A 24315-nucleotide genomic window follows, 5' to 3' on the forward strand; every position below is an offset into this window, starting at 1 on the left:
GCTACGGCAAAAAACAGCTCGTAGATCCATCGGTGTCCAGCTATCCTCACTTATCCCCGGTTAGAGGCGGAGGGTATGCTGTTATTTGATACGCATATCGTTTTTAACGGATTTCACACCTTTGATATTACGGGTGATTTCTACCGCTTTATCGATATCCGGCTGTGAACTGACAAAGCCACTTAATTGAACGATACCTTTGTAGGATTCAACATTGATCTCACGTGATTTCAACATTGGCTCGTTCAGGATCGCTGCTTTGACTTTGGTGGTGATAACAGTATCGTCAACATATTCACCGGCTCCTTCAGATTTTGGTGACGAGGCGCAACCTACAACGCTGATCAGCATAAAAGAGAGAAGGGCGGTTGCTACACGTTGTGGAATGTTCATGATCATAATCTTTCATAATTAAGTTAATCGTTCTTTTTTGTGTTCGTACTGAGATAAGTCTGGACGAACCCGTCACGGAAATGATGCATTGAAACGCTACTGCTGATACCTGTATTCATTACGCATGGATTCATATGAATGCACATAAATGAACTGAAGCGAATCCATGCATACAAATAAACAGGAGAGGACAAGTGTTGTTATTTACCGAATTGTGTTTTGGCCGTAGCGACACAACTGTCTTTCGCCGCGCCGGCTAAGGCATCACATTTTTCAATCGCGACTTTGTAGTTGGCGTCGACTTTGTCGTCACGAGCGTCGGTACGAGCTGCCACCACTTTTTTGTCTGCCTTGGCGTCCGCTTTGGAGGCGACCATCGCGGCTTTTGCTTCTTTGATACAGACATCTTTTACGTTTCCTGTGCTGGCATTACACTTGGTTTTTGCGACATCATAGTCAGCATTTGCCATCGCCTTGCGAGCATCGGTACGTGCGCTATTCGTATTTTTGTATTCAGCTTCTGCTTTGGCTTTCGTATGCTTTTGCATAGACTCTGCTTCTGCTATGCAGACATCTTTAGGATTGCCGGACTGCGTATTACATTTTTCGCGTGCTACTTTGTAATCCGCTTCTGCCGATTCCTTAGTCGACTTATATGTCGCCTTTGCTTCGTCTGTTGCTGCATTAGCATAGGTGCTGCACGCGATTGTGGCGGTGCCGATCAGGACTGTTGCAATAATGTTGTTAAGTTTAATGATGTTCATTTTATGCCTTATAAGTGATGTACTAGTTACCCGTATGTAGAAAATGTAGGTAAAAAAATTGAATGAAGAATTTTGAATATCAGGAAGTCCGGCTTTCTTTTAAAAATTTCTGAAAGGCGGCGACCTGTTTTTCCGCTTCGTCTTTGTCTATTCCATAAGACTCTTGAATTGAGCCAAGTAACTGATCGCGCTTACCTGCAATCACGTCGATATGGTCATTCGTCAGCTTGCCCCATTGTGCTTTAACATGGCCTTTGTATTGGAGCCAATTTCCCTCAATTACGTCCCAGTTCATCATCATCTCCTTGTGAAGCAATTCATCGAAAAAAGTGGCGGCGAGACCGCCGCAGTTCTTAAATATGGATACAGATGATTTGTCTTTTTTTCTTTTGAATTTTTGATGTTGTCACCATATTTGGGGGCTACAACATTCACAATAATTCTTACAAACTCGATTTCAAGACAAACATTAATCTGCTCAGATGAGTTCACTTTACGTTGCGGGCGATCACTATTCTGTTCGTTGGTGCACATTCGCTGATTTAATTTCCAGAAAAACTAAACTCCCCGCCCGCTAATCAAGCGCAATAAAATCATGATGACTGCGATCACAAGCAAGATGTGAATGAAGCCGCCCATCGTATAAGACGTGACTAAGCCGAGTAGCCATAAAATGAGTAAAACGACAGCGATGGTATAGAGCATGATGGTCTCCTTATTGAATCAAATGGATGAGTCGTCTCGATATCAGGTCAGGATTTTTTGGGTGCCTAACCAGTTCTAATGACATCGTGGAAATGAGTATCTAAGGAATAACAAAGGAGTTCTGTGCGCTGACGTACAGAGTGGCGGTGTCAATAACGACGCCATCAGAAATAGTTGGAGCAGAGATGAAAATCGTTGTGAAATGAAAAGGCCCTTATTTGATTGAAATCAATTAAGGGCGGATGGTGATATTGATGGCGCTGGCGAGATCCGTACGGCGCAAGTTATTTTTTGGGATTAACCTGATTGCCGATTACGCCGCCAACAGCTGCACCACCCACGGTGCCGGCTGCGCTACCACCGGTGAGTACGGCACCGACGACGGCACCGGCACCGGCACCAACGGCGGTATTTTTATCTTTAGTCGACATGTTAGAACAAGCACTCATGCTGATTACGAGTGTGATTGCTGCTGACATTGTGATGATGTGATTGAAGCTATTCATTGTGACTCCTTGGTCTCTATTGAGTTGAAATTTGACATGATTGTTGATTGAGTACAGCCCTAAAATGCTGCTCGCAACAACTTGTACATAATGTGATTTATTTCAAACGCATCGCATTTTTTACGGCGGTTACACCACTGACGCCGCGCGCTATTCTGATCGCAGTAGCGATATTGTCCTCGGAGCGCACGAAGCCGCTTAATTGAACTACGCCTTTGTAGGTTTCTACATTGATTTCATTCACCTTCAATGTTGGCTCATTTAAAATCGATGCCTTTACTGCGCTGGTGATGACGGTATCGTCTACATATTGACCTGTACTTTCCTGTTTCGATGTTGCTGCACAACCGACGATAGTGGTAAGAAACAGGGCTGCGATCAATGTGGAGGCGGAGGTAATGTTTTTCATGATAGAAAATTTCCTTAAGTAGAATATGTCAATGAGAGTAGTTTGGTGAGTGAACTGATGTGCTGTCTTGGTTAAGCGAAATGACGAAACATAGTCGTTACATCGCTGTCACAGATCGATATGCGGTGAAGCGATAAACCTAGAATGAGGCATAGATAACATTGGTTCTGTACGCCAACGCACACACATTAGTTTTATGTTGTATTTGATTTGGCCGCTATTCAGGTGTCGCCATCGTCTTTTTACCGATCAGAGTTTTGATCATTTGCAGTTGCTGTTCCTGGATGACGAGCAGTTCATTCCATTGAACGTCGCGCAGTAAATCGATTTTTTCATGCAGCAGCATGATTTCCAATTCTGCTTTCAAATTAACTTCATAATCATGTTCAGCATCAAGCCTGTCTTTTTCGGCATGGCGATTTTGCGACATCAGAATGATTGGTGCCTGAATGGACGCCAGCATTGATAAAAATAGATTGAGTAGAATGTAAGGGTAGGGATCAAAACCACTTTTGTATCTAATCAGAATAAAAGAATTCAGCACCACCCAGATCACCATCACTGCACCAAAAATACTGATGAACGTCCAAGACCCGCCAAACTTCGCTACCGCATCGGCGGCACGCTGACCTCGTGTGATTTTTCCCTCAAATTGTTGCGTTGTATCTATCGCAATATGTTTGCGTTCGGCGACATGACGTGTTACTTTTTGACTACGCTCATCTAGCTCTGAGTAGGATTTTCCTAATAATTTTTTCGCGATTTCATCTAATTTTTGCATGACAACTCACCTTGGGCTGTTGGTTCAGGCGCAGGATTGTAGCTATAGTTGAAGCGGATGTAGGTTCGCTGGCGTACATTCAGATCGTTTGATCTGAGCCGGATGCCATAATAAAAAAGAGTTTTCAGTCAAGAGATATTTTGACTAATTGGGCGTGCCGATCTCTTATGTGCGCTAACGCACAGATCATATTGCCATACGGAGAATATAGTGAAGAGATGTACATGGGATGTGTTGCCGTGTCTGATTGGCACTATCACTGTGTCATCCTCCCGCCACATCTTGCTTCTCCATTTCCTCTTATGACTGGAAACAGAATTTCCCTATGCCCAGTGCGCACGATCCCAATCAAAACCATTTGTTAGCGGCATTGCTTGATGCCGAATATGATCGCCTATCGCCACATCTTGAGTTAGTTCCGATGTTGCTCGGCGATGTACTCTATGAGTCCGGCGGTAAGATGCAGCACGTGTATTTTCCGACGACCTCGATTATCTCGCTGCATTATTTGTTAGAAGACGGTGGTTCATCGGAGATTGCTGGCGTCGGTAATGAGGGCGTTCTGGGAATTTCTCTGTTCATGGGCGGTAATTCAACCCCAAGTCGTGCCGTAGTCCAGACCAGTGGTCATGCTTATCGCCTGAAATCACCGATCTTGATGGAAGAATTTAATCGTGCCGGCCCTGTATTGCGCTTGTTGCTACGCTATACCCAGGCCTTGATTACCCAGATGTCGCAAACCTCGGTATGTAACCGACACCACTCGGTAGAGCAGCAATTATGTCGCTGGTTATTACTGACATTGGATCGCGTACCGTCGAATGAACTCACCATTACGCAAGAGCTGATTGCGAATACCTTGGGTGTTAGGCGTGAGGGAATTACCGAAGCAGCGGGTAAATTACAGCATGGTGGCTATATCAGTTATCGCCGTGGTCATATTACCGTAGTGGACCGAGATGGACTAGAGGACAAAGTATGCGAGTGCTATGAGGTTGTTAAAAAAGAGTTTGCCCGCTTGTTATCGGACGTAAAGCAACGTTGATGGTAATAGATTGATTGTCATCAGACTGATGCTAACAATAACCTGTTGCGATCGCTTACATGGTAAGGCACGGATTAAAAGTACGTACTACAGATTTTGATTTAAGCGCCTTGCTGGCGTTACGGCGTTGCCGTCACCTTGTTTGAGCCAGGTTAGCGCTCTCGTTAGTATTCTTGTCTAGCACGATGGAGAGTTCTAACATAGTTTTCAACGTCAGGATGTATGGTCGCTTTCAATAAAATATCGGTCGAACGGCTCATGCTGATTGGTATCGGAATAACACTCGCGGTGCTTATCTTCATCGAGGGTATTGCGTGGAACATCGCTTCGCCAATTGCGTCTTATTCCTCGGCAGAACATACACGTGAAGTAGTGTCTAAACTCAATAAGCTTGGCTCGGAAATTGATCGTGCTGAGAACGGGCAGTGGGCTTATTTTTTGACAAAGGAAAAAAGCTTTCTTGTCGACCGTGACGTCGCTGTGACACAACTGACCTCAATCATTACTCAGCTAGGAAACCTGACAAGTGATAATGGCGGACAACAAGTTCGAATTAAGCAGTTAGCTCTTTTATTAGATCAACGTGTACGGATGCTTAGCGAAAATCAAGCCATGTTTGATGCGCAAGGCCTCGCGATAGCACCAGAATTGTTTAAAACAACACGTAACGCTTCAACACATTTTCGTACCTTGACTGCTGAAGCGATGTCAGAAGAGCAGACATTGTTGGCCGCCCGTAAAGGCAGCGAATTATTCCGTCTCAAAATGATGATTGTCAGCGTGGTGTTGTTACTTATATTCTTGCCCCTGCTTGCATTGCGTGTCCGAAGTGCAGCGCGTGGACGTTCGGCCATGGAGCGAGCAATACTGGATGGTCGCCAGCCTTTGCTAAAAGCAGAGGCGCTGCAAAATGCGATTTTTAATAGTGCGAATTTTTCTGTCATTGCGACCGACGCACAAGGCGTGATTCAGATTTTCAATGTCGGCGCTGAGCATATGCTCGGCTATCAGGCAATTGACGTTGTGAACCAGATTACACCTTCCAATATATCTGACGAGAACGAAGTGATTGCCCGCGCTGCGGCCTTGAGTGCTGCATCGGAGACCTCGATTTCTCCCGGTTTTGAAGCGCTGGTTTTTAAGGCATCAAGGGGAATCGAAGATATTTACGAAATGACTTTTATCCGCAAGGATCATAGCCGTTTTCCAGCGATCGTTTCAGTATCTGCATTGCGGGATGAGGCTGACAAGGTGATAGGCTACCTCCTGATTGGTACGGACAATACAGCACGCAAGAAAGTCGAAGCCGAGCAAGCATTGCTGGATCAACGCCTGCGTGATCAGCAGTTTTATACCCGTTCCTTAGTTGAATCCAATATTGATGCACTGATGGCGACAGATCTGAAAGGCATTATCAGTGACGTCAATCAGCAGATGGAAGCGTTGACCGGCTGTACTAGAGATGAATTGATCGGTGTACCATTCAAGAATTATTTTACTGATCCCGAGCGAGCACAAGCGGCAATCACCCGCGTTCTCAGTGAGGGTAAAGTAACGAATTATGAATTGACCGCCCATTCAAAAGACGGAAAAGAAACCGTAGTATCCTACAACGCGACTACTTTCTACGATCGTGACCGCAATTTGCAAGGGGTATTTGCTGCTGCTCGCGATGTCACTGAGCGTAAGCAATTTGAATATACCCTTCAAGAAAATAATGTAGAACTAGAAAATGCCAGGGCCGCCGCCGAGAAGGCGAATCTTGCCAAGTCTGAGTTTCTCTCCAGCATGAGTCATGAGTTGCGCACGCCGCTTAATGCCGTGCTCGGGTTCGCACAATTGATGGAGTCCGAGACGCCGTCACCGACGCCTGCCCAAAAAATATCGATTGATCAGATCTTACAGGCGGGCTGGTATTTGCTTCGCCTGATCAATGAAATCCTGGATCTGGCGATGATTGAATCTGGCAAAGTCACCATGTCCCACGAGTCAATGTCACTTACGGATGTATTGCAGGATTGCCGTTCTATGATGGAGACGCAGGCCCAGAAACGCCATATCCAGATGACCTTTCCCAGTATTGAGAATATGTTTTATGTACATGCAGACCGTACCAGGGTCAAGCAGGTGCTGATCAATCTTTTATCCAATGCGATTAAATATAATCGTGACCACGGTGCCGTCATTATCCAATGCCAGCTCAATGGTGAAAACAGAATCCGTGTCAGCGTACGTGATACCGGTATGGGTTTGGAGCCTAGTCAACTTACGCAATTGTTTCAACCGTTTAATCGTCTCGGAAAAGAATCAGGTGGTGAAGAGGGTACAGGCATCGGCCTAGTGGTGACAAAGCAGTTAGTTGAACTGATGGGCGGTACGATCGGTGTTGATAGTACGGTTGGCGTCGGGTGTACATTCTGGTTTGAACTGGCTGCATCGAGTGCGCCTAAGCTTGTGTTTGGTGAAATGGGAGAGGGTAGCCATGCCGCGCCCACACCAGAATCGTTAGCCTGTGACGCTACGCCTGTTCAGCGCACTTTGCTTTATGTCGAGGACAATCCTGCCAATATGGCCTTGATCAAACAATTGATAGAGCGTCGTAAAGACCTTAAATTGTTAACAGCAACCGATGCGCATCTGGGCATCCAATTGGCGCGTACCTACCAGCCGGATGTGATTTTGATGGATATTAATTTACCCGGGTTAAGTGGTTATGGCGCACTGAAAATCTTGCATGAGGACCCGGATACGGCACATATCCCCGTCATGGCATTGTCTGCCAACGCGATACCACGCGATATCGAAAACGGATTGAAAGCAGGATTTTTCCGTTATCTGACTAAACCGATCAAGGTCAATGAGTTCATGGACTCGCTGGATATCGCATTGCACTATGCAGCGGAGCATCGTCCGTCCAGTAAGCGATCTGATTCATGACGAATTAATTAACAACCATATACAGAACCCGTTACAGCGGGTCACTGTAGCTAAGAACAAATAGAACATCATCGATTTTTGGAAGCCCCTCATGTTACAAGCAAGCGAGATCCTTAACGCCCGTATCCTTATCGTCGACGACCAGAAAGCTAATGTCATGCTGCTGGAGCAGATGCTCATCAGCCGCGGCTACACCGATATCACGTCGACTATGGATCCGCTCACTGTGTGCGACAAGCATGCAGAGCATCGCTACGATCTGATTCTGCTGGATCTGCAGATGCCGGAGATGGATGGGTTTGAGGTGATGGAGGCGTTAAAAAAAATCGATACCGATAGCTATCTGCCGGTATTGGTCATCACCGCCCAGCCAGGACATAAACTCAAGGCGCTACAGGCCGGCGCCAAAGATTTTGTCAGTAAGCCATTTGATCTGGTTGAGGTGCAAACTCGCATTCATAACATGCTGGAGGTACGTTTGCTGTACCGCAAACTGGAGAACTACAACAAAGTCCTGGAGCAAACCGTCATGGAGCGCACCGCTGAACTGCGTGCCAGTGAGGCACGGTTTAAAAGCTTCACGGAATTATCGTCTGACTGGTATTGGGAACAAGATCCTCAGGGAAATTTCACCAGTATCTCTGGTCCTGTGTTTGAGATGCTGGGGATTGATGCCGACGATATGCTGGGTGAAAGTCCCAAAGCATTGGCAGGCTGGAATGCAGCTGAACGGGCGCAGTTAAATTCAAACATCGCCAGCCGCCGGCCGTTTCTGGATTTTGTCTATAGTCGTACGAATGTCAATGGCAGCATCCAATATCTGCAAGTGAGCGGGGAGCCGATGTTTGACACGGGTGGCCGGTTCACGGGGTATCGCGGTATTGGCATGGATGTGACACATCGCATGCGGACTGCATCGAAATAGTGTTTTCCATCCAAATCTTGCCATCTCTTTCCTTGAGCTGGAGATAGAATCTGGTATCAGATTTTTATTCTCGATAGATATATACTCCTTGCCAGTATATTTTTGATGCCTTTACAAATAAAGCGGTATGGACACTATTTTATTTTCCTAGTAGGGGAGTATATGTATCCTGCATCATTCCTGTGCAACCTAGTTATGTACAGACACACCACCTACTAATGCGCTATTTGAGGGCTGCTCTGGACCGGTAAATTTTACCCGGTGCCGGTGCCACAGGTTTGACGCGCGCATTCGCTAATAATTGTGTGCATCCGCTATCGGCCTCAGAGCTGACGTTGATCAGCGGTAGTAGCGCAGCAACAGGTGCAGCCGCTGCCAGCGCCAGCGCACCGCCTGCTCTCAGCGCCAGTACGCCTTTGTCGATAGTGACCTTAGGTTCTTTAAAACTACCATGCACATACAGTGGCGCTCTGAGTGAAAAAATACGCAGACCTTTACTATTCGGCTTGATCGTCAGATCCAGTTCCTCTTGCGTCATATTGATGGTGCCGTTGACATCTAGAATCGCATCATCGGTGTCAATCACAAAGGTCCTTGTTTGCATCAGACCATTAGTGACGCTGAAATCGGTCGCCATGCAATTGAGCCTTACCTGCTTGTCGCCGGACAAATATGTAAGGGCGACATTGCCGATATTTAAGCCCATCTGCTCAAGTAGACGTTTGCTGATACTGCCTTGATTGATCAGTGTTTTGATTTCGCCATTTGATGCGCCGAGCAAACTCGCAACAGAGTTACCTGTTGCCGATAAAGACGCATCGCCATTAATCTCCCCCACGCTAGCCTGTAGTGGTTCCAGGCCCGGGAATAATTGCTTGAGCCTGAGATGACGGGCGCTGATGGTAATGAGCGCTTTAATCGCGGCGGCATCTGCTTTGCCGCTGCCGTCAAGACGGATGTCCGCATTGAGTGTACCACCGGCAACGGCAACACTCAGTGGTGCGAGCGTCAATATGCCGTCCTGCAGTTGCAAGGTGGTTGCCAGATGAGTGAGCGGTAATGCTTTGTCCCGAACAATTTTTTCGGCACTGAGCTGAATTTTTGCATCGACGCTGGTCCAGCGGTCGGTCCTGAACTTTTCGACAGGTAAGATTTTGCCGGCAGGTTGATTTGCAATCACACCACGTTCCACTTTGCTGTGATTAGAGTCTGCACCGATTAGCGGCTCAAGATCCGATAACTGCAACAGATGCGAGACGATAGTGCCAGTCACGACCGGTCGGCCGGGTGATCCCGACCGGGTTTGAAAATCGAGCGAACCTGCGATATCGCTGGAGCCGACCTGGCCTTTGAATTGCTCATAGATCCAATGCTGGCTGTGTTTGCCCAACGTACCCGTCAAATGTCCCTCAGTAGTAAAGGGCGGCGTCTCCGGCATCACGATGCCACTGAGTGCGTACAGTCGCGCCATACTGTTTGCCGAGACTTTTAAACGCATATCGATGGCGGCTAAATCCGTCGGTCTGGTGATTGTTCCTTCAACGGCAATCATTGTTTTGCCGACCTGTAAAGTCGCCGTCAGTGGGTAAGGCGCAGTCTGCTGTTGTAGGGACAGAATTGCACCGGCTTTGCCTGTTCCCTTGACGGACTCACCGTTGAACTTGCCGTGCAGGGTCCAGCTTACGCCGTATCCCGGATCGGTATTAATTGTATCGATCTTTACAACGATCTCAGCGTGTTTAGTGTCGTCAGTTAAGTGAACCTTGCCTTTGGTGAAGATCACGCGACCGATATTGATTGTCCAGCCAGAAGGTTGTTCGTTATCCGGCAGCGTCCAGTTGTTTCGACCATCTGCATGGCGTAACAGATAGAGCAAGGGTGCATCGAAACGTAGCAGCGGGATCGCGATTTTTTTGTCCAGCAATGCCAGCGGATTTAATGAAAAAGTAAATTGACTGATGGTCGCCATATTATCCGGCGTTACTTCGATATTCGTTACCGACGTTGCCTCGCTGGGATGTCTCATGCTTGCCGGATTGCCGATGTGAATATCATTGGCGATCAGGTGCGGCCATGGGATCGCTCCGCGCCAGTTTTGTTCTACTTCCGGACCTGCAATCTGCCGGTCCCAGGTCAAACTTAAGTCGCCATGAATCGAAAACGGGCGCCCCAATGCCTCGCTGACGCGTGTGTTGAGCCAGGGCCTGGCCCGGTTCCAGTCCAGATGTGTGAGCACGAGCAGTATCACCATCACAATCACAGCAGGGAGTGCGAGTAAGCCAATAACGAAAATGAGTTTGTTACGTGATATTGGCTTCATTGTAGGTAAGCGGGGATATTGATGGCTCTGCTCAGGCTCATCAGGCTAATCACCACCAATTGCATCCCCATTGCGGTTGCCATCAGACGTGGTAACACAATGATGGTTGCGTGATTCATCAGTACAGTAAGGGGTGAAAAAATAAACAGAATTGGCATGCGACAGACTTTCGGTGTTTGGTTCGGCAATTTCGAGTTGCTATGTTAGTTGCTAGCTAGCGCTGGTATTTACAGGCGACTGAATAGCGTTTTTGATGGACTCAGCATACGCAAGACGATGCCTGTGGTATGTGCGTTGGCGCACTCAATCCTGTTGCATCCGGCGCTAGCCGATCCCAGCGGGTGCGCCTGAATCGTTGATGGCGATGATGCTTAATTCAAGTTTTAAATATCGAACTTATGTGCGTCAGCGTACCGATCTTGCCAATCATACCGCCTATAACGATGGATATCGATGTCACAAACTCGCTCGATTAATCGTTCACTGGAGAGAAATTATGAAAAAAAATACCAACTTATCAATCGCAGTGCTAGCCGCAGCTACGCTGGTGTTCACCGCGGGTTGTAGCAGTATGAAAACTCCGGCGACGGCAAATGTCGCCGTCTCTAAATCCGCGGTAGAGAACGCCTCAGGCGCTGGCGGCGCAGAATTTGCGCCAGTTGAAATGGCATCAGCCCGCGACAAGATGGCGCTTGCTAATAAAGCGATGGCGGCAAAAGATTACAAACTGGCCAATGACCTCGCAATACAGGCACAGGCCGATGCCAAGTTAGCTCAGGGCAAAGCGAATTCGTCTAAAGCACAAGCCGCAGCTGATGCCTTGCAAGATGATATTCGTGTTCTGCGCGAAGAGCTAATCCGCAGTAGTTCTAACAAATGACCATCCATTTACTGCATTGAGACCAGCGCCGTCACGCATCAATCGATTGCCGGTTGAGCTGTTATCAAGCTTGCGTCAACCGTTCTTTGCAGACACATTTATTTTCGACAAAATTAAAAGGCATTTCCATGAAAAAAACGCATTTCACTCCCGTACTGTTAGCCATGGCCGTATTTGTCTCTGCTTGCAGTTCTATGCCAAAGACAACGAGTCTGCTGGATCAGACACGTAACGATTACGCTGCAGCACAGAGCAACCCAAAAGTAGCGAGCTATGCGCCACTGGAAATGAAGCAAGCAACTGAGGCACTAGATCAGGCAAATACAGCGGCAAACAATAAAGACAATGCAGAAAAAATTGATAAGCTCGCCTATATTGCAAAGCAAAAAATCGCTTTGGTCGTTGAAGTGACAAAACAAAAGTCTGCAGAGGCTGACGTCGCCAATTCCGGCAAAGAGCGCGACCAGATCCGCTTAGATCAACGTACTAACGAAGCGAACCAGGCAAAAATCAGTGCTGATCAGGCGAAGCTTTCCGCACAGATTGCGCAGGGCGAAACGGCTGATGCACAGCGCAAAGCACAGATGGCACAGGACGAGGCTAATGCAGCACAGCGTCAGACGCTAGATGCCCAGGCACGTGCCTCGCAGTTGGAAGCACAGCTCGCCGATCTCGCTGCTAAAAAAACAGAACGCGGCATGGTCATTACCTTGGGTGATGTCTTGTTTGGCACTGATATGTCGCGCCTGAATCCAGATGGCATGCGCACGGCAAAAAAACTCGCCGACGTATTACAACAAAATCCGCAACGGACCGTATTGGTAGAGGGTTATACCGATAGTACAGGTACCGCTGCACACAACCAACAATTATCAGAGCGTCGCGCCACTGCAGTACGTAATGCTTTGCAAGAAATGGGTATTGCTGGCGACAGGGTAGCTCTTCGCGGTTATGGCGAGGCGTTTCCAGTCGCTAGCAATGCAACAGCACAAGACCGTCAACTGAATCGTCGTGTTGAGATCGTATTGTCTGATGCCAGCGGCAAAGTAGCGCAACGCAATTAAACCGGTTCAGACGATTCGAATTAACAGCAGTAGTAAATAAGGGAGTGACATCATGCACGACATAAAACACAGCAGTCATGCTGGCCTCGATACAGCAGCTATCCGTGATGCGGCAAAAAACCTGGATGACGGTGCAGTGACAGTAGGCTATCAGGCAGATCGCAAGGAAATTATTGATATGCTAAATGGCGCGCTTGCGACGGAGCTGGTCTGCGTCTTGCGCTATAAGCGTCATTACTACACTGCCAATGGTTTACAAAATGGACCGATCAAAGCAGAGTTTTTGCAACATGCAGCGGAGGAGCAAGCACATGCCGATTTGCTCGCGGAAAGGATTGTTCAACTTAATGGTAGTCCAGATTTTAATCCTGCTACGTTAGTAGAGCGCAGCCATGCTGAATACGATGACTCCGGCAACATCCAGTCGATGATTAAAGCCAACCTGATCGCAGAACGCATCGCTATCGAAGCCTATCGTCAGATGATAGAACGGATCGGTGACAAAGATCCTACCACGAAGCATATGCTGATCGGGATCATGGCAATGGAAGAAGAACATGCAGATGATATGCGTGACTTACTTGCGTAATTTGACGTAACTTAAACACATTTAAAAATTAAATTCACTCAAAGTAATTTGAAGTAACGTCATCAGTAAAAATATCCGACTTGCGGTATGTCGAAACAGTTTGCCATACCGCAAGTCAGATAAACCTAATTGACTCAATCACCCGGATAGGACACAACATGTTGGAATCAAATATAAAAGCAGTGAACAATGACGTCAAAGTCTTGCTCAAGGACTCACAATCGCTGTTCGTCGCCGCCGCTGCATTGAGCGGAGATAAGGCAGAAGAAGCCCGCACCCGTGCAATGCAAATGCTGGACGCCGCTCTGGTGAAGGCTCACGAAGTACAAACCAGTGCCATGGTCAAAGGTAAGGAGCTGGTGACATCAACTGATAACTACGTCAAGGAAAATCCTTGGTGTGCGATTGCCACGGCAGCCGGTGTCGGTTTGTTATTAGGAATGGTAGTGCGGAAGAAGTGAGGGCAGGCTCATAGTTCGTCACTAGTCAATATCCACGTTAGTTGGATTGACTGGTGATTTTTTTGTCTTGCATTGTCGATACCGATATCGATAGCACAGATAACATGGAGAATAACGCGATTGTCTTGCGCTTTTTTTAGCAGAAATAATCACAAGAAAATTTCTTTCAAGGATGATGCTCACAGGCTATAGTCAGTGCTCTCAGTGGCCAGCTTTATAGATTAATGGGGCATTCAGTCCTGTCAATTTCTATCAAGCACTGTCAATCCATATAGCGTCATCAATTCAGTCACCGCAGCTGCAACATCCTCGCCTACATCTGACAATAAATTAACTTGATGATAAATTAATCTAAATTAATTTGAATCAATCATCGTTAGTCAGAAGTGATTACGCATATTTATAACGAACTGATCACACGTCGTGTTTTCAATGCACCGCCTGCTGTCGCACATATTCGGCACGCTTCATCTCAACATAGTCACTCTGTTCCAGTTCATGGAGCTGGCGTGGGTACTTCTCTGTTGCTGAATACCAGCTGAGAAGGCGCTTCTCCAGCTGGGTGTCCTGGGCGCTATTGGCCGCACTCAGGTAGCTGTCGATCGCCAGATAGTAGCGCATGGTATTGCGTTCCATCAGGCCGCGTACGCCGCTGATATAGTCTGGTTGTCCGTCCGCTTTTCTACCTATTACGGTGAATCCTACTTTCCCATGTCCTACGGTAGCTAGGTAGGTTTGCATCGCAATACGACCTGTGAGACTTGCCGAGTAGGAGTAGGTCAGGTGCATGAAGGTTTTTGTTTTGGAAACTGCGACGGCTTCGAGGATGATGCGGTAGTCATTGGTACCTAGTGGGCCTTCATCAGCATTTAGTTTAACTTGCAGGTAATCGGATGTCGCTGTGGGGAGCTGATAATTGAACTCGACCCGTGTGGCGTCAGCCAGATCTTCGGGTACTTTTTTGCCGATATAAATTCGCAGTGCAGTTGCCGTTGTATTACTGCTTGGATTTTTGATGACATGACAGTATTTGGTATTGATGTGCAGGTGCATGATGTCGCACCAGTGCTCTGGATTATTGAGCCCGGACGTGACGGTCGCTATCGGGTAATTGATGACGGCATAGATATCCCCTTTTAAACGATTATCTATTTCAGCAGATTCTAAAACGAGTGGGCGGTTAAATTGATTTTGCTTGAGTTGCGGTTCGACTGCAGCATACTTTGCCTGCATGATTTTGACAGGATCTGATGCGTTAGGATCGTTGTCTGCGCTTGCGCTGGGATTGACAATGATTGCGATGAATAGGATCGCCAATGCAATGCTCAGATAATATATCGATGGTATCCATTGTCCTTGTTTAATGCCTTGCATTGCAACTCCATGTATCCGTTGGGACTGCTTGTGGTGGCTGAGATGTTCAGCTTTCGCCTGATATTTCTGGCTGACTATTTTATGCGCTTCATTGGGCTATAGCCAATAAGCGACAGTGCGGGCAGCCCATTCCTTGATCTTGTCACTGATGGGGCGTTTTTCCCATTCCTGCGGTGTAATTTCAATGGAGTAGCGTAAATCTTCTATGAAACTTGCCTCCATAGCTTTACCAAAATCCTCTCCAAATACAACAACATTAATTTCATTATTATGTAGGAAACTTCGAGTATCGATATTGGTCGATCCTACTGTCGCCCAGACCTGGTCGATGACAGCAGTTTTCGCGTGCAGTACGGCAATTTGGAGTTGATAAATTTTGATCCCGTTCGTGAGCATCTCGGAATAAAACGATTGTGCGGCATGAAATACCAGGCCACTGTCTGTGACGCCTGGTAAGATAATTTTCACATCGACACCTCTTTGACGAGCTTCACTCAAGGCTCGCAACATTTGCGCATCCGGTACAAAATAGGCGCTGGTGATGTGAATACTTTGTTTTGCTTCTTGTATCGCAAGAATGTAGGCTTTATAAATTTCATGTTCGCTATCTGGTTCGCTGGCAAGGACGCGAACCAACTTGTCACCGATCTCCTTTAGAGGCGGAAAAAAATCGCTGTCCGATAATTCGGGCGCTTTCTGGCTGATCCAGTTATTGATAAATATCCATTGCAAGGAAGCTACTGCGGGGCCTTCAATTTTGATGTGGGTATCGCGCCAACCGACTTTTGTGTCACGTCTAGTTTTAGAGCGGAACAAAGAGCTGTTTGCGTACGCTGCACTGATGTTGACGCCTCCAGTAAAAGCGACCGTGCCATCAACGATCAGTATTTTTCTATGGTCGCGGTTATTGGGCTCCCAGGGACCGATCAGTTTGATTGGATTGACTGGATTAAATGCGAGTAAACGAATTCCGGATGATTGCATGCGGTCAAAAAAAGCTTGTGGTGTGCCTATGGTACCTACGCTGTCATAGATGATATTGACCTGCACTCCAGCGTTTTGTTTGGCGATTAATAAATCAGCAAATCGTATACCGAGCTCGTCCTGATCGAAAATATAGGTTTCTAAGTTGATGTGATCTTTAGCGGCTTTAATAGCCTCTGTCATCGCTGTCATGGTTTGGGGGCCATCGTAAAGCAGAGTAACCTTATTGCCCGCGACCAGTGGGCTGCCAGTAGCAGCTTCTTCGAGCGCTGCGAGTGCCGCAATATTGGTATGCGAATTGCGCCAGCGTCTGGCAAGCAAGGCCGAAGTTTTTTTAGTGCTTAGAGTACCTTGCGCATTGGTGACAGTCGGGCTGGCAGGTGCAGACAAGGTTGAATTCAAATAACGAACTTCTGGCAGTGACGCGCAGGCACTTGCTGTAACACTGAGTATGATTAGGCTTAGTATGCGCATTGCATGAACATAAGGGATGGCAAGGTAAGTCTGAATAGTGCGTTGCATACTTGTTCCGGCTTACCTGTTAGTTACATTACATTGAATGATAGGACTTGCGTAAACACTAAAACTTCTTATCACGCAGACACTTAGCCACTGAGAAAAATCAGGAGTAAGCGGTTCCGCTACATATCGATTGAAGGTTTTTTTGGAGATTTTTCAAACGACTCCGCAAGCAGAATGCGCTTATTGACCCGAAAAGTCTCTGAAAGCCGCATCCAGCCTGCGGGTTCAATGTGAGAAGTTCTCATGTGAATGGTGAACAGCAGCTTGCCGCTTTACGTAATTCTTCAATTAAATTTAAAATTCACTCCGGGATATCTATACCGTATTCTGGAGTGAATGGTTTAAGAAATAATTAATTCCGGCTGATGACGCCACTATTGATCTGTACCTTGTCGCCGACGCGGTAGCCAGGTTCACTACTGAAAGGAATGGTTTGGGTTGCGCCATTTTGTAGGCGGACGACGACTTCATAGTGATTGGTTTTTCGTGCATTACCTTCGATGTTGCGACCCGCATATGCGCCACCTAAAGCACCAGCGTTTTCTGCTGCTGTGCGTCCGTTACCACCACCGACCTGGCTGCCTAACAGTGCACCGACGACGCCACCACCGATTGTGCCAAGGTAGCTGCCTTCACCTTTGACTTCAATCAGGTTGATGGCTTCTACGGTGCCGCAGTTATAGCAAATGCGTGCAGCTTGTACTGGTATCTGTACCTGATTTTGCGTTGATGTTATTTGTAGAGTTTTACCCAAAGTCGCACTGGTGACGCGCTCTACGCCACGGTCGATGACGCGTAAATTAGCAATCACGGGACTATTTGGTGTGATGTGATCACGGTTGCGAATGGTATATGAATTGCTGTACTCACCACTGGCGATTTCGGATAAGAATAATTTGCCTTTCACGCCATTGATCGTCAGATCGACTTTGCCGCCAGGAGTACCAAATACTGTAAAACGTAAATCGTTGCCCCCATTCAGGTCGCGTGCCGGATCAACATTAAAACGGTCGATTCTTGGCATAGGGCCGGATATAGTCTGATTCGCATGATAACCGACACCAACCTGTAAAGATTCGTTGAGTACCGCACTGGTAACCTGGTTACCAATACGTAAATTAGCGGTAACCGGGCTGCGGGCTGCGATTTTGTCGCGACTGTTGATGGTGTAGGTGCCTTCGTATTGACCGGCTTCAATTTCTACCAGAGTGAGATTGCGAGTCGCGCCAGCAATGCGCAGCGTTGCAATACCACCAGGGGTGCCATAGATACCGAAGTTGAGTTCAACACCCGGTACGATGCGGCGTACCTCATCGACATTGAAGCCATCGATATGCGGTGTTGCCTGTGAGTTGCTGTATTGCTGGGCTTGTGCCGCTACAGGGAAGATCAGCAATGGAACTAGCCCGGATAGCATTAGCATGCTGGCTGCGATGTTGTTTGATAGGATCATTTAGTGTTTCTGATGGTTGTGTGATGAAGGATTTGGCGAATTGATCCGGCATCTGTTGTTGTCGCGTTTTTGTAACAGAACTTTTTCGCTGGTTGATCGACGGTTCACTGTCTGCCTATTTATTAATTTATTTATTGCGGCGTTTCTTGCATCATTGATTTAGCTCTGGCGATGTCATGCCGGTACATTGCTTGTGCATCTTGCAGGCAGGACGCCCGCATAGTTCTATCTAATTTTTTGCAAGCGAATTGCGATTCTTGCAGCACTGCACCGGCTTCTTTTTTTAAAGTCAAAAAGCGTGCTTGCGGTGTTGTATCTTCTTGAAACCAGCGCGGCGGATCAATGACGGGAGCTCCGGCTTGCGGCATCTCATCCGGAGAAGTTTGTGCCCAGCTGGCGTTCATGAGTACCACAGATGCTGCAACGCTCATCATGGTTTGACAAAAGTAGGTGATAGATTTTTTCATGTTGATTCCTTGATGAGGTAATGGTGCAACAGCTAGCAATTCATAGTTTTATCTAATGTCGCTTTATAAGCGACCGGTAAGTAACATGACGATCAGAACAATAACGATTAAGCCAGTCAGGCCGCTAGGCCCATAACCCCAATTGCGGCTATGTGGCCAGTTTGGTAAAGCGCCGACTAATGCAAGTATTAAGATGATGAGTAAGATGGTGCCCATGATGTAGTCCAGTAGTAAGGTAGTAGAGAATTAGGCAGAAAATTAGTAGGTAAGGGCTATTGATGCTTATTGCCTGCTTTTGAAGTCGTGAAAAGTTTTGATAAATGCGTCACGTACTTTGTCTGTGCCAATCACCAAGTCATTCCATGAGGTTTCGCCGGCGTCTTTCAGCTCCATCAACTTGTCAGACGCCAGTTCAGATTGTTGACGTAGCTTAGCCATTTCTGAGATGTATTTCTCGTACGCCTCTTCACGCGCCTGCTGTGTTTTTGCTTCCAGCTCTTGCATGGTGTGATTCAATTCATCGAGCTGTTGTTTCATCGTGGCGATGTAACTATCACCGGTATTTTTGTCAAACATGATGATTCCTTGGGAACAAAATTGATCGGAGAGACTCAGGGCAAATGCTGGTAACTCGGTAAGTCGTGCCGGTGCTTAGTCTTAGTAGCGGTTGACCTGGCCATTAATCAACCGGATCCGGTCTCCGACCCGCAGGTCATACAGAGAGTCTTGTACGATAGTGGTGAAACTGCCGTTATCGAGACGTACCTGAATTTGATATTGATCTGCGCTGCGGGTATTTTTGTTATGTTCCACATTGTTGCCAACCATGGCGCCACCGACTGCTCCTGCGACAGTCGCTGCGGTCCGGCCGTTACCATTGCCGACCTGATTGCCCAGTAAACCGCCAATCAGACCGCCAACAATCGCGCCACCCCCACTCGTATTATTAGCCGGGCGTATGACCTGAATAGCGTCAATGACGCCATAGTTGGCTGCATTGTTTTGGTAAGGCGTTGGATAGCTGTTCGAATTTTGCTGGCTATAATTCGATCCATTATTAGACGTGTTGCTAGGTGCGTTACTGGCACATCCGGCGAGTAAGCTGATGGCGATCAACGGGGTAACGAATAGACATGTTCGAATAAGTGGCTGTGATTTCATGATGTTCTCCTAGCTAAGTGTCTGGCCAGAATAGAACTCATACATCACAAGGTCTGTACGTTGCCGCACCAAACTCAGAGTAATGGGATTGACATGCTGACCAGGCCAGCTTGTACTATGTCAGCTATAATTCGGGCATTCCGCAATCTCTCTTATTGATCAGACGCGATCAATAAATAGCAAATAAATCAATGACTTACAAATCAAGAAAAATTACCGTCGCACCGATGATGGACTGGACAGACAGGCACTGTCGCCAATTTCACCGGCAAATTACGCGTCATAGCTGGCTGTATACCGAGATGGTGACTACCGGCGCTTTATTACATGGCGATGTGCCTCGTCACCTTCAGTTCAATGACGAGGAGCATCCGGTTGCCTTGCAATTGGGTGGTAGTGAGCCTGCTGATCTGGCACAAAGTGCTAAGTTGGGCGAGCAATGGGGCTACGACGAGATTAACCTGAATTGCGGTTGCCCTTCTGAGCGGGTGCAAAAAGGCGCCTTCGGTGCGTGTCTGATGTCAGAACCAGCGTTGGTCGCTGACTGTGTTAAGGCGATGAAAGATGCAGTCAGTATTGATGTCACGGTAAAGCATAGAATCGGTATCGATGATGTTCAGTCGTACGAGTTTGTCCGTGATTTTGTCGGACAAATTGCCGAAGCAGGTTGTTCTACATTTATTGTCCATGCGCGTAATGCGATTCTTAAAGGTCTGAGCCCTAAAGAGAACCGGGAAATTCCGCCTTTAAAATATGAATACGCATATCAGTTGAAAAAAGATTTTCCACAATTGGAAATACTGATCAATGGCGGTATCAAAACGATTGAAGAAATTGATTTGCATCTTCTGCATACTGATGGCGTCATGCTGGGACGCGAGGCTTATCATAATCCCTATCTGATGGCGACCTTTGATCAGCGTTATTACGGTGATGGTGCTCCGGTAAAATCCAGAGCCGAAGTTGTCGAAGCAATGCTGCCCTATATTTCTGCACAGCTCGCTGAGTTTGGTCAGGGTAGCGGTCCTAAAGGCGGTGGTCTGAGGCTGAATAGTATTACCCGACACATGCTGGGATTGATGACAGGTTTGCCCGGTGCCCGAGTATTTCGTCAAACTTTGTCGGATAGTAAAAAATTGGCGCACGGCGACCCTGCCTTATTGCTTGAGGCAATGACGCGTATGCAAGGATTGCGGGATTATGTTGAACACAAACACGCCTAAACAAAAAGGATGAATCAATGAAATTCAGCACACAGATGATGGTCGCCAGTCTGGCCTTAGTCAGCGTGGCCGCACATGCTGAGGTCAGCGTTAAAGATGCCTGGATCAGAGCTACTGTCGCTCAGCAGAAATCTACTGGCGCATTCATGCAGCTACAGTCAAACAACGATGTACAAATTGTTGATATACAAACCTCTGTAGCAGGAGTCGCTGAAATCCATGAAATGAAAATGGATAACAACATTATGAAAATGCGTCCAGTTCCCCAATTGGCGCTGCCCGCAGGCAAAGCTGTTGAGCTGAAGCCCGGTGGTTACCACGTCATGCTGATGGATTTAAAAACGCAGATCAAAGAAGGCGATACTGTTTTGATGACTCTGACAGTCGAGGGTAAAGATAAGAAGCGCGAAGTGATTGAGATAAAAGCGAAGGCGAGGGCACTGAATGGTGCTCAAGGGAAAATGTGATAGAAGTACTTTTCTAAATAAATTAGGTGTAGTAACTTGGAATCAACGATGAAGAGTCCTAAATCCTCAGCGTTAGAATCAGAGCGATATCTGGTGGACAGTTTGATACTCAGATCCGCTCTTCCACAATAATCGTAAAGTCCGCTAATGTTGTTAGAGTTTATCGTCGACAAAGTCTGGCAGAAAGCTGTGATTGAAAACAAAAAGTTTGCCAGAATCGTAAAAGTCTCGTATAATGTTTTGCTTTCTTACAGAGAAATGTTGAAAAATAAATCTCTGAAAGCTCAGTGGTGGTCGTAGCTCAGTTGGTAGAGTCCAGGATTGTGATTCCTGTTGTCGTGGGTTCGAGCCCCATCGTCCACCCCATAATATTTAATAAAAAAGCCTGCCTTTAGCAGGCTTTTTTATTTTCTTTCGTATTTTAGTTTTTTTAAGTGCGGAACTGTCAATTGCAAGATGACGAATATTCATGCGTTAAAAATATCAAGTCAATGGCTGCAGAAAAATAGTAATAGCAATTCCAAGGCCCTCAATGCCGTCACTTAATTTGATTTCAGCCCTATGTGTCGCCGCGATATTTTTTACGATAGATAAGCCAAGGCCACTTCCTGGCGGTGTTGATTCTTGAAGTCTGAAAAAACGTTCGAACACTTTTTCTCTCATGTCGACGGGTATTCCAGGGCCAGAATCGGCGATCCGTAAAAATACTCGGTTGTCAAATACACCGCAGGAGATATTTACTTTACTCCCTGTTGGTGTATATCTCGCCGCATTATCGATCAGATTTCTGACTAAAATCATCATGCTATCTGTATTGATAAGACAAATTGCATCATCTAGTTGAGTAGTCAAGACGATGGCATTTTTTTCTGTCATTTTTTTTATTTCATTTAGGTGATTGGATAAAAATGCACCTAAATTGATCTTCTGTAATTTGGGATCATGTGAATAATGTGGATCTAGTCTCGATAGTGTCATCAGTTGCTCAACGAGACGGGTTGCCCTATCGACACTTATCAGTAAGCCATTTGCTGCCGCTCTTCATCGTGGCGAGCTCGTTGTATGACTTGCAGGTTTGTTTTGATGGCGGCTAACGGTGTACGTAATTCATGTGAGGCGTTTGCTGTGAAGCGTTGCTCTTGCTCCATTGCGTTGCTAACTCGCTCAAACAACTGATTGATGGCATTCAACAACGTATGTAGTTCTGTCGGTGCACCTGCCAAATCGACTTTGCGTAAATCATTCGGAGTTCGCTTCGCGACCTCGTCAGCGGATTGTCTGAGCACGCGAAAGAGTCGGTTGATGGACCACCAAATTGCTCCAGCCATTAACGGCAATACCAAGACTGCGAATAATAAAAGCTTATAAGCAAATCTTCCGCTAATTTCTTTCCTATGACTAATGGGCTCACCCACTTGAATTTGCAAATGGTGTGAGCTATTCCATACGGAATAAGTTCGCCACAGCTGCCCATTTAATTTTGTCCAGCCAAAACCAGATAAATTGCTTGTTGTAATCGCGAGGTCAGGTGCTCCTGTATTTTTATAAAGTAATCGTTTATTTTGATCCCAAATTTGGAACAATAAATATTGATTATGCTCTTCGACATTCGACTCAGCTAGTTGATTGGCTGAGAGCGTCATTCGCTCTTCGACCTCGTGATCAGCTAGAGTTAATAATAAGTGAGCAGTTTCAGCAAGCGACTGATCAAATAATTCCTGACTTTCTTGATCCGACTCAATATAGATGATAACGCCACTACAAACCCAGACCGAGATAGTTATGGATAGCAATATCGTAAGTAATGCTCGTCTTAGCGACCATCGAGTTGTGTTTTTATCTAAAATAAGTGTCATTTATTGGCAAGCTTATTTATCGATGACGTAGCCGATTGCATGGACTGTTCTAATTAGATCTTTACCTAATTTTTTTCGTAAGTGATGAACATGCACTTGAATGGTATTACTTTCGATTTCATCTCCCCAGCTATACAAGGCTTCTTCTAATTGATCTCTAGTCATGATCTGACCAATATGTTCTAAAAGCATTTGTAAAATATTGAATTCTCTATTAGTAATCGTGATCAGTTCGTCATTCATTTTGACCTGGCGCGCTGCAATATCAAGTTCTATATCTCTATGTTTTAGTAACTCACGAGTCCGTCCAACCAACCTGCGTCGAGCAGATCGAATTCGGGCTGTTAATTCGTCAAGGTCAAAAGGCTTAATAATGAAATCATCAGCACCAGCGTCTAATCCTTTAATGCGATCTGGTATTTGATCTCTTGCGCTAATGATGAGAATCACCTCGTTAAAACCAGATGTACGTAGTTCTTTTAATAAACTCAATCCATCTTCCTTCGGTAGTCCCAGATCTAGTAACACACAGTCATATTGATGCATTTTGATGGAAGTCTGAGCTGACTCAGCGTTTTGCGTCCAATCAACCGCATAACCTGCTTGATCAAGCCCAAGTTGTGTTGCACGCCCAAGTTGCGGATCATCTTCTACCAATAGTATGCGCAAAATGTCACTCCTTCATTTCTAATACTTAGGCATTTTAGGTGGCATTTGTTAAGGAGTTCTTAAGGAGTGATGGTCAACATACGGTCATTACTTACCTTTTTGGACTGTTATGGCCAACATTGTTTATATACGAAAATACGGTAAAAAAATCGCTTTTTTATCTGGCATTTGCTCAGTTCTAATTAGCAATGCAGTGTACGGGCAAGAAGCGGTACAAATCAATATCGGTCAACTGGACTTCCCCTAATTCAGTAGACATTTAATAATGTCAAAAACTGAGAAGGAAGTACATCATGAGAAAGAGTCGATTCACTGAAGAATTCAAAGCAGAAGCGATTAAACAAGTCACTGAACGTGGCC

The 24315-nt window shown here is 46.3% G+C and carries 28 protein-coding genes and 1 tRNA gene; 10 read left to right on the plus strand and 19 right to left on the minus strand.

Going from position 1 to position 24315, the window contains the following annotated elements:
• Positions 1–81: 81 nt before the first annotated feature.
• The 7 genes from ACO0LE_RS12510 to ACO0LE_RS12540 all read right to left on the minus strand — a co-directional run bounded on the left by ACO0LE_RS12510 (position 82) and on the right by ACO0LE_RS12540 (position 3558).
• Positions 82–393 carry a BON domain-containing protein gene (locus ACO0LE_RS12510; RefSeq protein WP_422960679.1) on the minus strand — a complete coding sequence of 104 codons (312 nt, stop codon included), beginning with the start codon at positions 391–393 and terminating at the stop codon, positions 82–84.
• Between the two features lie 200 nt (positions 394–593).
• Positions 594–1157 (minus strand): hypothetical protein, encoded by a 564-nt coding sequence (locus ACO0LE_RS12515; RefSeq protein WP_422960680.1) that lies wholly within the window; start codon positions 1155–1157, stop codon positions 594–596.
• Between the two features lie 79 nt (positions 1158–1236).
• A complete protein-coding gene (locus ACO0LE_RS12520; RefSeq protein WP_422960681.1) occupies positions 1237–1452 on the minus strand; it encodes a CsbD family protein in 216 nt (71 codons plus the stop codon).
• A 263-nt stretch (positions 1453–1715) separates the two neighbouring features.
• A complete protein-coding gene (locus tag ACO0LE_RS12525) occupies positions 1716–1862 on the minus strand; it encodes a lmo0937 family membrane protein (protein WP_422960682.1) in 147 nt (48 codons plus the stop codon).
• A 284-nt stretch (positions 1863–2146) separates the two neighbouring features.
• Positions 2147–2368: a glycine zipper 2TM domain-containing protein gene (locus ACO0LE_RS12530; protein WP_422960683.1), complete on the minus strand. Its 222-nt coding sequence runs from the start codon at positions 2366–2368 to the stop codon at positions 2147–2149.
• Between the two features lie 97 nt (positions 2369–2465).
• Positions 2466–2777 carry a BON domain-containing protein gene (locus tag ACO0LE_RS12535; protein WP_422960684.1) on the minus strand — a complete coding sequence of 104 codons (312 nt, stop codon included), beginning with the start codon at positions 2775–2777 and terminating at the stop codon, positions 2466–2468.
• 217 nt (positions 2778–2994) lie between these two features.
• A complete protein-coding gene (locus ACO0LE_RS12540; RefSeq protein ID WP_422960685.1) occupies positions 2995–3558 on the minus strand; it encodes a DUF1003 domain-containing protein in 564 nt (187 codons plus the stop codon).
• 325 nt (positions 3559–3883) lie between these two features.
• On the opposite strand from ACO0LE_RS12540, the gene ACO0LE_RS12545 reads away from it, so the two are divergent.
• From ACO0LE_RS12545 to ACO0LE_RS12555, 3 genes are all read left to right on the plus strand, one after another.
• Complete coding sequence (locus ACO0LE_RS12545; RefSeq protein ID WP_422960686.1) at positions 3884–4603, plus strand: Crp/Fnr family transcriptional regulator; 720 nt, start codon at positions 3884–3886, stop codon at positions 4601–4603.
• Positions 4604–4825: 222 nt separating this feature from the next.
• A complete protein-coding gene (locus ACO0LE_RS12550; RefSeq protein ID WP_422960687.1) occupies positions 4826–7540 on the plus strand; it encodes a PAS domain S-box protein in 2715 nt (904 codons plus the stop codon).
• A 91-nt stretch (positions 7541–7631) separates the two neighbouring features.
• Positions 7632–8465, plus strand: coding sequence for a response regulator (locus tag ACO0LE_RS12555; RefSeq protein WP_422960688.1), 834 nt, complete (start codon positions 7632–7634; stop codon positions 8463–8465).
• A gap of 223 nt (positions 8466–8688) precedes the next feature.
• Here the strand turns inward: ACO0LE_RS12555 and ACO0LE_RS12560 are convergent, their stop codons facing one another.
• Both ACO0LE_RS12560 and ACO0LE_RS12565 read right to left on the minus strand, forming a co-directional pair.
• Positions 8689–10785: an AsmA family protein gene (locus ACO0LE_RS12560; protein ID WP_422960689.1), complete on the minus strand. Its 2097-nt coding sequence runs from the start codon at positions 10783–10785 to the stop codon at positions 8689–8691.
• Positions 10782–10904, minus strand: a complete 123-nt coding sequence (locus ACO0LE_RS12565; protein WP_422960690.1) for a hypothetical protein — start codon at positions 10902–10904, stop codon at positions 10782–10784. The genes ACO0LE_RS12560 and ACO0LE_RS12565 overlap by 4 nt, the downstream gene beginning before the upstream one ends.
• Positions 10905–11281: 377 nt before the next feature.
• Between ACO0LE_RS12565 and ACO0LE_RS12570 the strand changes: the two genes are divergently transcribed.
• The 4 genes from ACO0LE_RS12570 to ACO0LE_RS12585 all read left to right on the plus strand — a co-directional run bounded on the left by ACO0LE_RS12570 (position 11282) and on the right by ACO0LE_RS12585 (position 13779).
• Positions 11282–11665 (plus strand): DUF4398 domain-containing protein, encoded by a 384-nt coding sequence (locus ACO0LE_RS12570; protein ID WP_422960691.1) that lies wholly within the window; start codon positions 11282–11284, stop codon positions 11663–11665.
• Positions 11666–11793: 128 nt separating this feature from the next.
• Positions 11794–12729: an OmpA family protein gene (locus tag ACO0LE_RS12575; RefSeq protein ID WP_422960692.1), complete on the plus strand. Its 936-nt coding sequence runs from the start codon at positions 11794–11796 to the stop codon at positions 12727–12729.
• A 52-nt stretch (positions 12730–12781) separates the two neighbouring features.
• Positions 12782–13318 carry a ferritin-like domain-containing protein gene (locus ACO0LE_RS12580; protein ID WP_422960693.1) on the plus strand — a complete coding sequence of 179 codons (537 nt, stop codon included), beginning with the start codon at positions 12782–12784 and terminating at the stop codon, positions 13316–13318.
• Between the two features lie 158 nt (positions 13319–13476).
• Positions 13477–13779: a DUF883 family protein gene (locus tag ACO0LE_RS12585; RefSeq protein WP_422960694.1), complete on the plus strand. Its 303-nt coding sequence runs from the start codon at positions 13477–13479 to the stop codon at positions 13777–13779.
• Between the two features lie 429 nt (positions 13780–14208).
• On the opposite strand, the gene ACO0LE_RS12590 is transcribed toward ACO0LE_RS12585, so the two are convergent.
• The 7 genes from ACO0LE_RS12590 to ACO0LE_RS12620 all read right to left on the minus strand — a co-directional run bounded on the left by ACO0LE_RS12590 (position 14209) and on the right by ACO0LE_RS12620 (position 19740).
• On the minus strand, positions 14209–15153 hold the full coding sequence (locus ACO0LE_RS12590; protein ID WP_422960695.1) for a hypothetical protein: 945 nt from the start codon (positions 15151–15153) through the stop codon (positions 14209–14211).
• 96 nt (positions 15154–15249) lie between these two features.
• Entirely contained in the window at positions 15250–16659 is a 1410-nt protein-coding gene (gene cls, locus ACO0LE_RS12595) for a cardiolipin synthase (RefSeq protein WP_422960696.1), read from the minus strand.
• Positions 16660–17011: 352 nt separating this feature from the next.
• Positions 17012–18112 (minus strand): glycine zipper 2TM domain-containing protein, encoded by a 1101-nt coding sequence (locus ACO0LE_RS12600; protein ID WP_422960697.1) that lies wholly within the window; start codon positions 18110–18112, stop codon positions 17012–17014.
• Between the two features lie 131 nt (positions 18113–18243).
• Complete coding sequence (locus tag ACO0LE_RS12605; RefSeq protein WP_422960698.1) at positions 18244–18579, minus strand: hypothetical protein; 336 nt, start codon at positions 18577–18579, stop codon at positions 18244–18246.
• A 63-nt stretch (positions 18580–18642) separates the two neighbouring features.
• Entirely contained in the window at positions 18643–18795 is a 153-nt protein-coding gene (locus ACO0LE_RS12610) for a DUF3309 domain-containing protein (RefSeq protein WP_422960699.1), read from the minus strand.
• A 66-nt stretch (positions 18796–18861) separates the two neighbouring features.
• Positions 18862–19155 carry a hypothetical protein gene (locus ACO0LE_RS12615; RefSeq protein ID WP_422960700.1) on the minus strand — a complete coding sequence of 98 codons (294 nt, stop codon included), beginning with the start codon at positions 19153–19155 and terminating at the stop codon, positions 18862–18864.
• An 81-nt stretch (positions 19156–19236) separates the two neighbouring features.
• A complete protein-coding gene (locus tag ACO0LE_RS12620; protein WP_422960701.1) occupies positions 19237–19740 on the minus strand; it encodes a glycine zipper 2TM domain-containing protein in 504 nt (167 codons plus the stop codon).
• A 191-nt stretch (positions 19741–19931) separates the two neighbouring features.
• Between ACO0LE_RS12620 and dusA the strand changes: the two genes are divergently transcribed.
• The 3 genes from dusA to ACO0LE_RS12635 all read left to right on the plus strand — a co-directional run bounded on the left by dusA (position 19932) and on the right by ACO0LE_RS12635 (position 21796).
• A complete protein-coding gene (gene dusA / locus ACO0LE_RS12625; RefSeq protein ID WP_422960702.1) occupies positions 19932–20963 on the plus strand; it encodes a tRNA dihydrouridine(20/20a) synthase DusA in 1032 nt (343 codons plus the stop codon).
• Positions 20964–20980: 17 nt separating this feature from the next.
• Positions 20981–21430, plus strand: coding sequence for a copper chaperone PCu(A)C (locus ACO0LE_RS12630; protein ID WP_422960703.1), 450 nt, complete (start codon positions 20981–20983; stop codon positions 21428–21430).
• A 290-nt stretch (positions 21431–21720) separates the two neighbouring features.
• Positions 21721–21796 (plus strand) — tRNA-His (locus ACO0LE_RS12635).
• A gap of 117 nt (positions 21797–21913) precedes the next feature.
• On the opposite strand, the gene ACO0LE_RS12640 is transcribed toward ACO0LE_RS12635, so the two are convergent.
• The 3 genes from ACO0LE_RS12640 to ACO0LE_RS12650 are packed head-to-tail and all read right to left on the minus strand — an operon-like array spanning position 21914 to position 23955.
• Entirely contained in the window at positions 21914–22408 is a 495-nt protein-coding gene (locus ACO0LE_RS12640; RefSeq protein ID WP_422960704.1) for a sensor histidine kinase, read from the minus strand.
• A gap of 38 nt (positions 22409–22446) precedes the next feature.
• Positions 22447–23286: a sensor histidine kinase N-terminal domain-containing protein gene (locus tag ACO0LE_RS12645; protein WP_422960705.1), complete on the minus strand. Its 840-nt coding sequence runs from the start codon at positions 23284–23286 to the stop codon at positions 22447–22449.
• A gap of 12 nt (positions 23287–23298) precedes the next feature.
• Positions 23299–23955, minus strand: coding sequence for a response regulator (locus ACO0LE_RS12650; protein ID WP_422960706.1), 657 nt, complete (start codon positions 23953–23955; stop codon positions 23299–23301).
• Between the last annotated feature and the right edge of the window lie 360 nt (positions 23956–24315).

This window comes from Undibacterium sp. Xuan67W (genome assembly GCF_049340165.1).
Classification (GTDB): Bacteria; Pseudomonadota; Gammaproteobacteria; order Burkholderiales; family Burkholderiaceae_D; genus Undibacterium.